Annotated in this window: 2 pseudogenes; one reads left to right on the forward strand and one right to left on the reverse strand. The window is 68.0% G+C overall.

The annotated features are described in order from the left end of the window. Window positions 1–136, forward strand: a pseudogene (locus MOV74_RS39805) (ribonuclease D); the annotation flags it as partial. Window positions 137–433: 297 nt separating this feature from the next. On the opposite strand, the pseudogene MOV74_RS39810 reads toward MOV74_RS39805, so the two are convergent. Continuing rightward, window positions 434–644 (reverse strand): annotated as a pseudogene (locus MOV74_RS39810) (aspartate aminotransferase family protein); the annotation flags it as partial.

The following is a 644-nucleotide window of genomic DNA, read 5'->3' on the forward strand; positions in this document are numbered from 1 at the left end:
CGACGACGAGGCCGACGTCCCCGCCTTGCGCGGCTGGCGCCGCGAGCTGTTCGGCGATGCCGCGCTGAAGCTGAAGCGCGGCGAGCTGGCGCTGGCGATCGAGAAGGGGCGCGTGATCGGGGTTCAGCGGGCGTAGGCTCAGCCAACGCGGAATAATGCCGGATCGTCATCCTGAGGCGCGAGGCGCGAGGTGCAGAGCAGCGTGCGCGGAGCCTCGAAGGATGAACGCCCCGCTGCGGCAGCCGGGCCGTCGCCCTGCGAGGCTCGCCGAAGAGGCGAGCACCTCGGGGTGACGGTGATGGATTGGAGCTCGCTGCTCCCACATCGTCGTTGCGAGCGCAGCAAAGCAATCCAGACTGTCTCCGCGGACAGACACTGGATTGCTTCGTCGCTGCGCTCCTCGCAATGACGGAATTTGACGCACCTGCCAGCCTTAAGCCGGCGTCAGTTTGGCCACTTCCGCCATCATATCCTCCAGCACACCGGCGATCGCGGCGACCAGATCGTCGATCTGGGCCTTGTTGACGATCAGCGGCGGGCAGATGGCGATGGCGTCCAGCATGTTGCGCGAGATCACGCCGCGCTCCTGGAGCATGCGGCTGGCGATGCCGCCGACCGCGCCGGGCGTCGCCGCCGCGGTCTTG

The organism is Bradyrhizobium sp. SHOUNA76, assembly GCF_023006445.1.
Classification (GTDB): Bacteria; Pseudomonadota; Alphaproteobacteria; order Rhizobiales; family Xanthobacteraceae; genus Bradyrhizobium.